Genomic DNA, 10,073 nt, shown 5'->3' on the forward strand with positions numbered 1-10,073 from the left:
CTCCGGAGCTTTGCAGGCCTCCCGCTCCATGGCGTCGAACCACTGGCAGGACGGGCACTTGTCTGCATCAACGGTGGGTCGGCCGGGCTCGCGTAGAGCGATTTCACGCAAGGACATCGCCGACCGCCTTCCAGTGCTGCTGGTCGGTATCGACGCTCACACCGAGGTGTGGACCAGCCGCCAACCGCTGCGAGTTCGTGATCATCGCTCAACTCCCGTGCCGATCGGAGCCATCGGCAGGACGTTAAGCGGCCGAGATTCGCCGGCGGGAGCATGATTCTCGAATATTCCAGCTCCGGCAGCTGGGGTGCGTGGGAATTCTCAGGTAGAACCGAGTGCTCTGCGGCACCGCGTGATGATGCGGTGGGCGTCCGGTCCGTAGACGGCCGCGCCGGCCAGCGTCTCCCACACACGCAGGTACAGCGATACGTTGTCGGGCTGGTCCAACCACAGCTCCGCGTGCCAGTCCTCGACGATGACAAGCCGTTCGTCGTGAATCCAAAATCCGTTGGCAGGAGGCAACCCGAGTGAGGCTTCGAACGGCACGATGCCCAAGGAGACGGTATCCAGTCCGACCACACCGTTGAGTCGGTCAAGTTGCGCGGCTAGCACGGCCGGTGGGCACACCAGGGCGCGTAGTGCGGATTCCCACATGACGATGTGGTATCGCTTGCCTGGCCGGTACAGGCTTTCCTGTCGCTGGACGCGGGCTCGAACGGCGTCCTCTACATCGCGCGGCGACTGGTGGAGGCTGACGTACGCGCTGAAGATGTGCCGGGCGTAGTCGGCCGTCTGGAGCATGCCGACGATCATGGAATTCTGCCACGCGCGCATGACGCGTGAACGCTCGTGCTCGGCGGTCAGCGTGTCCTGCACCGGTTTGTGTCCGGCGGCCAACTGCCGTCGCCAGGTGCGGGTCCCCGACTCGAAGGCCCGTAGCCTGGCCGACAGTTCGGGCGCTGTGTGGGGTTGTCCGACGCCCTCGGCCCAGGCCTTGAGGTCCTCGTGGGTGGCCGTCTGTCGGCCGGTCTCCAGCTTGCTGACCTTGGATTGCGTCCAGCCCAGACGGTCGGCCAGTTGCCTGCCTGTGAGACCGCCCTCGGTGCGCAGCTCACGGAGCCGCAGACCGAGGGCGATTCGTGCTTGTTGGAAGTCGGTGCTCACATGGCGGACGGTACCTCAGCGCCGAATTCGCGGCTCGGCGTGGCGAAGTGCCAGGCAGCGTCCCGTACCTGGCAGGCGCGGGCCACCTGCACCGGGTCGGTGATCAGTTCGATGTCGGTCAGGTCGTCGTCGGCGTCGAAGTGCAGCAGGGCGATGACGCGCGAGTCGAACAGCCAGGCGTCCTCCTGCGGAAGACCCAGGCGTTCGGCGTCGGCCCGCCAGAGGTACCGGGTGTCCTCGCCGACGGCGTTGTTCCGTTCGGCGTTGTCGAGCAGGTACCGCTGCCCCAGGGTGGGCGGGTTGTCCATGATCCGCACCCGCTCGAACCGCTTGCCCAGGGCCGCCTGTTCGCGGCGCGAGCGGCACCAGGGGTCGTCCAGGTCCCATCCGGGCGCCAGCCCGGCAGCGAACCGGCGGTAGGTTTCGGTCTGCTCGTCGGAGCGATACCGGCGGCGGGTCTCCAGCCGGAAGGCCGTGTGCTGGAGGGTCCTGAACATGTTCTCGAACTTGTCGTAGCTGATCAGCACGCGTTCCCGGTCCACGTCGCGCGGCGCGAAGTCGGCGAGCAGCGCGCGGGGCACGATCACGAACCCTTCGCCGGGCTTGATGTTGCGGAGTTGGGTGATCTCGTCGGGGTCGGTCACGACATCGCCCTGCACCAGCACCTCCCCGGTTTCGACGTCCTCGTAGAGCGTCGGGCATCCGTCGCTCCCTGAGGTGCTTCCGATGTACCGCAGTCGTCGGCTCACAGCCGCTCCCCTCGCCGTCGGTCAGGCTGAATCAGGATGCCCGGGGACCGGCCCGAGGGGAGTGCCGATTCGCGAATATTCTCCTGGGGCGGCGGAAAGGCCCCACTGTGTGGTGCTCAGCGGGTGGCGAGGGACTCCAGGAGGCGGTCCAGGGAGGTGCCGAGGCCCCAGCGGGTGGCGAGGTCTTCGAGGGTCATCGGGTCGAGCGGCTCGTGGGGGAGGGCCGGGTCGAAGGCGGGGAGGGGGGCGTCGGGGGCGACGCGGACGACGGTGGGGGCGACGTCGAGGTAGGCGGCGCCTTCGACGAGGTTGCGGCGGCGGGCGGGGGTGAGCTTGGAGGAGAGGTCGAGGGCGGCGGCGCGGATGGTGGTGAGGTCGCCGTACTCGTTGATGAGTTGGGCGGCGGTCTTCTCGCCGATGCCCTTGACGCCGGGCAGGCCGTCGCTCGGGTCCCCGCGCAGGGCGGCCATGTCGGCGTACTGGGCGCCGCGCACGCCGTACTTCTCCAGGAGCAGCGCGTCGTCGGTGATCTGCAGGTTGCCCATGCCCTTGACCGGGTAGAGCACGGTGATCTCGCGGGCGTCGTCGACCAGTTGGAACAGGTCGCGGTCGCCGGTGACGATCTGTACGGGCCCCTGGGCGCGGGCGGTGAGGGTGCCGATCACGTCGTCGGCCTCGTAGCCGGGGGAGCCGACGCGGGCGATGCCGAGCGCGTCCAGCACCTGTTCGATCACCGGGACCTGCGGGGCCAGCGTGTCCGGCACCTCCTCCTCGCCGTCCTGGGCCGCCTCGGCGACCCGGTGGGTCTTGTACGAGGGGAGGAGGTCCACCCGCCACTGCGGGCGCCAGTCGGCGTCCATGCAGGCGACGAGCTGGTCGGGGCGGTGGTCGTGGACCAGCCGGGCGATGAAGTCCAGCAGGCCGCGGACGGCGTTGACCGGTTCGCCCTGCGGGGAGCGCAGGGTGTCCGGCACGCCGTAGTAGGCCCGGAAGTACAGGCTGGCGGAGTCGAGGAGCATCAGTCGCGGTGCGGTCACGTGTCAGATCATGCCGCACCGCGACGACAGGAGGGCGGCTTCAGTGCTCGTGCGGGCCGGCGCGGTGGACCGGGCCGTGCGCGTCGGCGCAGTGTTCGGTGGACTGTTCGCCGGGGGCGGCGATCTGGAGCAGGGCGCCGGCCGCGTCTTCGCCGACGTGGTCGACCTGGAGCGTGCTGTGGGTGATGCCGTACTCGTCGGCCAGTCCGCGCTGGAGCTCGCGCCGGACGGCGTGGCAGTCGCCGCCGGGGGTGACGAGGATGTGTGCGGACAGGGCGGGCTGGTTGGAGGTGATCTCCCAGATGTGCAGGTCGTGGATCTCCTCGACCAGCGGCTGGGCGACCATCCGGTCGGCCACCGCGTCCGGGTCGATGCCGGCCGGGGCGGCCTCCAGGAAGATCCGCCCGGAGTCGCGGACCAGGCCGATGCCGGCCTTGAGCATCAGCGCGACCACGACCAGCGAGGCGATCGCGTCGGCCCGGACGAAGCCGGTGGTCAGCATGACGGCGCCGGCGACGGCGGTGGCGATGAACGCGTACAGGTCGGTGAGCACGTGCTGGAAGGCGCCCTCGACGTTGAGCGAGCTGCGGTTGGCCTTCGACATGCACCAGGCGGCGGCCAGGTTGACGACGATCCCGATCAGCGCGGTGACCAGCACCAGCGAGCCGGCGACCTCCGGCGGTTCGAACAGCCGGGTGACGGCCTCGTAGCCCAGCCAGGCGGACAGCACCAGCAGGGTGACGCCGTTGGCCTGGGCGGACAGGATCTCGGCGCGCTTGAGGCCGTACGTGTAGCCGCCGCGGGCCGGGCGGGCGGCGAGGCGCATCGCGACCAGCGCGAGGACGATCGAGGCGGCGTCGGTGAGCATGTGCGCCGCGTCGGAGATCAGGGCCAGTGACTTCGCGGCGAAGCCGACGACGACCTCGCCGGCCATGAAGACGACGATGAGTGTGAGGGCGCTGAGCAGCCAGCGGCGGTCGGCGTCGGCGGCGACACCGTGCGAGTGGCCGCCGTGGCCGCCGAGTCCGCCGTGCCGGTGTCCGCCGTGGTCGTGCGCGTGCTTGTGGTCATGCGCATGATCAGTGTGGGAATGCTCGTGCCCGGCCATCGAAGTCCTCTCTGGACGCACGGGTGGGGAGGGGAGGGGCGCGATCGCCCTGCACCCGAAGTGAACCGCAGAACGGACAAAGATCCAAAGGCTGTACTGGTGACCGTTGTCGTTGCCGTTGAGCGGTCCGTTCCGCCCGGGCGGGCGGGCCCCGGCTACCCGATCAGCGCGGTGTCCAACTGCGCCGCGGTGGCCGCCCGCACCAGGGCCCGCATCACCCGCAGGTCCTCCCCCTGCTCCGGGTGCCACTGCACGCCCAGGGCGAACCCCGGGCCCTCGACCGCCTCGACCGTCCCGTCCGGCGCGTGGGCCGAGACCCGCAGGCCCGCCCCGACCCGGTCGACGGCCTGGTGGTGGAAGGTCGGCACCTCCACCTCGCTCTCCGGGAGCAGCCCGCCGAGCAGCGTCCCCGGCACCGGCCGCACCAGGTGTGTCCCGTAGCCGCCGTCCGCGCCGCCGTGGACGTCCACCGGCACGACGTCCGGCAGGTGCTGGACGAGGGTCCCGCCGCAGACGACGTTGAGCACCTGCATGCCCCGGCAGATCCCCAGCAGCGGCATCCCGGCCGCCAGGGCCGCCCGCAGCAGGGCCGACTCCCACCGGTCCCGTTCGGGGGAGTCGACCTCGGTGCGCGGGTGGGCGGGCTGACCGTAGTAGGCGGGGTCGATGTCGGGCCCGCCCGCGATGACGAGGGCGTCGAGCCGGGCGAGCACCTCGGGTGCGCGGTCGGGGGAGTCGGGCGGGAGCAGCACCGCGATCCCGCCGGACTCCTGGACGTATGCGGTGTACCGCTCGGGCACCAGGGCCACCCGGCGGCCCTGCCAGTTGCTCCAACTCGCGTCGACCAGGTAGGTGCTGACGCCGATGAAAGGCCTGCGATCCATGGCGGGCATTCTCCCCCCGCACCGCCTGATCCCCCGTCAACCACGCATGTCGGCGCGCCACACCTGTCCGCCCTCTTCCGCGCCGTCCGCCGCAGGCCGTACGGTTCGCTGTGACCGCTTGAACTCGAAGAGTGATCGTGGAGGGTTCCGTCATGCCCGAGAACGCCGCCGCGGGCGTGCCGCCCCGGGCGCCGCTGACCCTGGACGAACTGCGCACGCTGGTGGACACCGGCGAGGTCCACACCGTGGCGCTGGCGTTCACGGACATGCAGGGGCGCCTGCAGGGCAAGCGCTTCGCCGCCCGCTTCTTCCTGGACGAGGTGGTCGAGCACGGCGCCGAGGCCTGCGACTACCTGCTCGCCGTGGACGTCGACCTGAACACCGTCGACGGCTACGCCTTCTCCTCCTGGGCCACCGGCTACGGCGACTTCGCGATGCGCCCCGACCTCGGCACCCTGCGGCTGACCCCCTGGCAGCCGGGCACCGCGCAGGTGACCGCGGACCTGGCCCGGCACGGCGGCCACCCGGTGGACGCGGCCCCCCGCCAACTGCTGCGCCGCCAGATCGCGCGCCTGGCGGAGTACGGGCTGGCGGCCGACATCGGGACCGAGCTGGAGTTCCTGGTGTTCCGGGACACCTACGAGCAGGCCTGGCTGGGCGGTTACCGCGGCCTGACGCCGGCGAACCTGTACAACGTGGACTACTCGATGCTGGGCACCGCCCGGGTCGAGCCGCTGCTGTCCCGGATCCGCAACGAGATGGCGGGCGCCGGGCTGGTGGTGGAGTCGGCCAAGGGCGAGTGCAACCTCGGCCAGCACGAGATCGCCTTCCGCTACGCGGACGCGCTGACCACCTGCGACCAGCACAGCGTCTACAAGACGGGCGCGAAGGAGATCGCCGCGCAGCAGGGGTGCGCGCTGACCTTCATGGCCAAGTACAACGAGCGCGAGGGCAACAGCTGCCACATCCACCTGTCGCTGCGGGACGCGGTGGGCGCGCCGGCCTTCGCCGACCGGGACGGCCGGATGACCGACACCATGCGGCACTTCCTGGCCGGCCAGCTGACGGCGCTGCGCGAGTTCAGCCTGCTGTACGCGCCGAACATCAACTCCTACAAGCGCTACCGCCAGGGCTCGTTCGCCCCGACGGCGGTGGCCTGGGGCCGGGACAACCGGACCTGCGCCTACCGGGTGGTCGGCCACGGCCAGGGCCTGCGGATGGAGAACCGGGTGCCGGGCGGGGACGTCAACCCGTACCTGGCGGTGGCCGGGATGATCGCGGCCGGCCTGCACGGGCTGCAGCGGAAACTGGAGCTGCCGGCGCCGTGCCTGGGCAACGCCTACGCCGTCGAGGAGTACGCCCGGGTGCCCGGTTCGCTGCGCGAGGCCGCGGAGTTGTGGGGCGACAGCGAGCTGGCCCGGGTGGCCTTCGGCGACGACGTGGTCGAGCACTACCTGAACATGGCCCGGGTGGAGCAGTGCGCCTTCGACGGCACCGTCACCGACTGGGAGCGCTACCGATCCTTCGAACGGATGTGAGGCCGATGACCGACCCCACCGACCCCACCGTCAGCACCGTCCGCAATCCCGCCACCGGCGAGGTGCTCGCCACCGTCCCGGACACCACCGCGGGGCAGGTGGACGCGGCGGTCCAGCGCGCGTCGAAGGCCCAGCCGGCCTGGGCGGCGCTGGCACCGGGCGAACGGGCCCGGCTGCTGCGCCGGTTCGCCGACCAGGTCGAGGTGCACGTTCCGGAACTGGCCGCACTGGAGGTGCGCGAGGCCGGCCACACCGTGGGCAACGCCCGCTGGGAGGCCGGCAACGTCCGGGACCTGCTGGAGTACGCGGCCGGGGGAGTGGAACGCCTGACCGGCCGCCAGATCCCGGTGGCCGGCGGCCTGGACGTGACCTTCCACGAGCCGGTCGGCGTGGTCGGGGTGATCGCGCCGTGGAACTTCCCGATGCCGATCGCCGCCTGGGGCTTCGCGCCGGCCCTGGCGGCGGGCAACGCCGTCCTGCTCAAGCCCGCCGAGGCGACCCCGCTCACCGCGCTGCGGCTGGCCGAACTCGCCCTGGCGGCAGGGCTGCCGGAGGGCCTGTTCCAGGTGCTGCCGGGCCCGGGCACGACGACCGGCCGGGCCCTGGTGGACCACCCGGCGGTCCGCAAGATCGTCTTCACCGGCTCGACCGTGGTCGGCAAGGAGGTGTCCGCCCGCTGCGCGGCCCGGGCCAAGCGGGTCACCCTGGAGCTGGGCGGCAAGAGCCCCAGCATCGTCTTCGCCGACGCCGACCTGGCCCGCGCCGCGGACCCGATGTCCTTCGCCGACAACAGCGGCCAGGACTGCTGCGCCCGCAGCCGGATCCTGGTCCAACGCGAGGCGTACGACGACTTCCTGGCGCTGCTGCTGCCCGCCGTCGAGGCGCTGCGCACCGGCGACCCGGCGGACCCGGAGACCCGGCTGGGCCCGCTGATCTCGGCCGCCCAGGTGCGCCGGGTCGCCTCCTACGTCACCCCGGACCTGCCGGTGCTGGCCCGCGGCGCGGTGCCGGACGGGCCCGGCTACTGGTACCCGCCGACGGTGATCGCGCCGGCCGACCCGGAGGTGCCGGCCGTCACCGAGGAGATCTTCGGCCCGGTCGCCGCCGTCCTGCCGTTCACCGACGAGGCGGACGCGCTGCGGCTGGCCAACGGCACCCGCTACGGCCTGTCCGGCTCGATCTGGACCAGGGACCTCGGCCGGGCGCTGCGGCTGGCCCGCGGCGTCGCGGCGGGCAACCTGTCGGTCAACTCGCACTCCTCGGTGCGGTACTGGACGCCGTTCGGCGGCTACGGCGAGTCCGGGGTCGGCCGGGAGCTGGGGCCGGACGCGCTGCGCCACTTCACCGAGACCAAGAACGTCTTCATCCACAGCGAGGAGTAGCAGCCGATGACGGAGAACGACGCCCCGGTGTGCCGCCGCCTGGTCGGCCGCATCGCCGTGATCACCGGGGCCGGCAGCGGGATCGGCCTGGCGGCCGCCCGCCGGCTCGCCTCGGAGGGCGCGAAGGTGGTCTGCGCGGACCTGGACGAGCAGTCCGGGCGGGCGGCCGCCAAGGAGGTCGGCGGCCTGTTCGTGCACACCGACGTCACCGACCCGTACATGGTCGAGGCGCTGTTCGACGAGGCGTACGAGACGTACGGGAGCGTGGACGTCGCGTTCAACAACGCGGGCATCTCGCCGCCGGAGGACGACTCGATCCTGACCACCGGCCTGGACGCCTGGCGCAAGGTCCAGGAGGTCAACCTGACCTCGGTGTACCTGTGCTGCAAGGCCGCGCTGCCGTACATGCGGCGGCACGGGCGGGGCTCGATCATCAACACGGCCAGCTTCGTGGCCCGGATGGGCGCGGCCACCTCGCAGATCTCGTACACCGCCTCCAAGGGCGGGGTGCTGGCGATGTCCCGGGAACTGGGCGTGCAGTTCGCCCGGGAGGGGATCCGGGTGAACGCGCTGTCGCCGGGGCCGGTGGACACCCCGCTGCTGCGGGAGCTGTTCGCCACGGACCCGGAGCGGGCGGCCCGCCGACTGGTGCACATCCCGCTGGGCCGGTTCGCCCGGGCCGAGGAGATCGCCGCCGCGGTGGCCTTCCTGGCGAGCGACGACTCGTCCTTCATCACGGCGAGCGAGTTCCTGGTGGACGGCGGCATCTCGGGCGCCTACGTGACCCCGCTGTAGCCCTGGGCGTGCCCGACGGTCCTGAGAGTGCCCGTCGCGCCCCTTCTCACCGTAATCTCATCGAAAACCACCGGAATTCGAGGCCGCGCTGATTTCGCGCTTATCCGCGTGCCTTTAGATTCTCTGTTGTGAGCGAGCAGATTCCCGCCGGGTGGTACCCGGACCCGAAGGACACCGGCGGCGACCCGAGGCCGCAGCGCTGGTGGGACGGCAGGGGTTGGACGGCCAGCACCCGGCCCGCACCCTCGGACGCCCCGGAGCCGGTGCCCCCGGCGACCGGGGCTCCGGGGCCGGGGCCGGCCGGCGACCCCACGGTGCTGCAGGGCGAGGTGCTGGACAGCGGGCCGACCGTCCGCTACCCGGAGCCGCCGCCCTTCGGCACCGCCTACGGCTCCGAGGCACCGCCGCCGCGCAAGCCCCGGCGCCGGCCGTCCCCGATGATGATCGCCGCCACCGTCGCGGCGCTGCTCGGCCTGGGCACCGGCTCCGGGATCACCTTCCTGGCGATGGACGGCCAGAGCGACAACCGCCCGCAGCGCAGCGCCCGGCAGGCCGTGCCGAACGGCGAGAACGGCCCCTGGAACGGCTTCCCGGGCCTCGGCGGCAACGGGAACGGCGGCAGCGGGAACGGCGGGAACGGGAACGGCGGGAACGGGAACGGCAACAACGGTAACGGCGGGAACAACAACGGCGGTAGCGGCGACGGCAGCAACGGGACCGGTGGCAACGGCGGGCCCGGTGGAAACGGCGGGAGCGGCGGGAACGGGAACGGCGGCAGCGGCAAGGCCAGGCCCGGCGCCGGCAACGCGATCGACCTGGTGAACGGGCTCACCCTGCCCGTCCCCTCCGGCTGGCAGGGCGGCTACACCAACGACGGCTACGCCTCGGTCGTCGTCGGCTCGTACCAGTGTCCGGACGGCAACGGCTTGTGCAGCCTCGGCGGGGTGACCACCGGCCGGATCGACGGCGGCGGCACCGACGCCCAGGCGGCCGCCAAGGCCGACATCGAGAAGGCGGCCAAGGACTCGTACGGCGCCATCACCGGGCACCAGGAGCTGAAGTCCGAGGCGGTCAAGGTCAACGGCCAGGACGGCTACCTGGTCCGCTGGAAGGTCGACGCGCCCAAGGGCAACAACGGCTACGTGCAGACGGTGGTCTTCCCGTCCACCGACGGCAAGTCGCTGATCTCCGTGCACTTCGGTTTCGACATCGCCGACAAGGCGCCGGACGTCGGCCTGATGGACACCATCGTCAATGGCATCGCCGACTTCAAGGGCAAGCTGCCGTCCCTCCCGGGCGGCGGGCTCCCCGGCGGCGCCACCGGTGGCACCGGAGGCACCAGCACCTGAGCGGCACCAGCACCTGAGCCACCCGCTCCTCACACGGCGGCGGCCCACCCGGAGAGCACTCTCCGGG

Annotated in this window: 9 protein-coding genes; 4 read left to right on the top strand and 5 right to left on the bottom strand. The window is 71.8% G+C overall.

Annotation, left to right across the window (positions count from 1 at the left end; all coding sequences use genetic code 11):
* Positions 1-321: 321 nt before the first annotated feature.
* From ACFWPI_RS19610 to ACFWPI_RS19630, 5 genes are all read right to left on the bottom strand, one after another.
* Entirely contained in the window at positions 322-1,164 is an 843-nt protein-coding gene (locus ACFWPI_RS19610) for a helix-turn-helix domain-containing protein (protein ID WP_380376147.1), read from the bottom strand.
* On the bottom strand, positions 1,161-1,913 hold the full coding sequence (locus tag ACFWPI_RS19615; RefSeq protein ID WP_380376145.1) for a DUF6879 family protein: 753 nt from the start codon (positions 1,911-1,913) through the stop codon (positions 1,161-1,163). Before ACFWPI_RS19615 ends, ACFWPI_RS19610 begins: the two co-directional genes overlap by 4 nt.
* 116 nt (positions 1,914-2,029) lie before the next feature.
* Positions 2,030-2,932, bottom strand: coding sequence for a 5'-3' exonuclease H3TH domain-containing protein (locus ACFWPI_RS19620; RefSeq protein WP_380376191.1), 903 nt, complete (start codon positions 2,930-2,932; stop codon positions 2,030-2,032).
* A 58-nt stretch (positions 2,933-2,990) separates the two neighbouring features.
* On the bottom strand, positions 2,991-4,058 hold the full coding sequence (locus ACFWPI_RS19625; RefSeq protein WP_380376144.1) for a cation diffusion facilitator family transporter: 1,068 nt from the start codon (positions 4,056-4,058) through the stop codon (positions 2,991-2,993).
* A 155-nt stretch (positions 4,059-4,213) separates the two neighbouring features.
* A complete protein-coding gene (locus ACFWPI_RS19630) occupies positions 4,214-4,942 on the bottom strand; it encodes a gamma-glutamyl-gamma-aminobutyrate hydrolase family protein (protein ID WP_380376142.1) in 729 nt (242 codons plus the stop codon).
* Positions 4,943-5,094: 152 nt separating this feature from the next.
* On the opposite strand from ACFWPI_RS19630, the gene ACFWPI_RS19635 reads away from it, so the two are divergent.
* The 4 genes from ACFWPI_RS19635 to ACFWPI_RS19650 all read left to right on the top strand — a co-directional run bounded on the left by ACFWPI_RS19635 (position 5,095) and on the right by ACFWPI_RS19650 (position 10,006).
* On the top strand, positions 5,095-6,480 hold the full coding sequence (locus ACFWPI_RS19635) for a glutamine synthetase family protein (protein WP_363378760.1): 1,386 nt from the start codon (positions 5,095-5,097) through the stop codon (positions 6,478-6,480).
* A gap of 5 nt (positions 6,481-6,485) precedes the next feature.
* A complete protein-coding gene (locus tag ACFWPI_RS19640; RefSeq protein ID WP_380376140.1) occupies positions 6,486-7,862 on the top strand; it encodes an aldehyde dehydrogenase family protein in 1,377 nt (458 codons plus the stop codon).
* Positions 7,863-7,868: 6 nt separating this feature from the next.
* Positions 7,869-8,657 carry a 3-oxoacyl-ACP reductase gene (locus ACFWPI_RS19645; protein ID WP_380376138.1) on the top strand — a complete coding sequence of 263 codons (789 nt, stop codon included), beginning with the start codon at positions 7,869-7,871 and terminating at the stop codon, positions 8,655-8,657.
* Between the two features lie 128 nt (positions 8,658-8,785).
* A complete protein-coding gene (locus ACFWPI_RS19650; RefSeq protein ID WP_380376137.1) occupies positions 8,786-10,006 on the top strand; it encodes a DUF2510 domain-containing protein in 1,221 nt (406 codons plus the stop codon).
* The last annotated feature ends 67 nt before the right edge of the window (positions 10,007-10,073 follow it).

The organism is Kitasatospora sp. NPDC058492, from assembly GCF_042720685.1.
Classification (GTDB): Bacteria; Actinomycetota; Actinomycetes; order Streptomycetales; family Streptomycetaceae; genus Kitasatospora.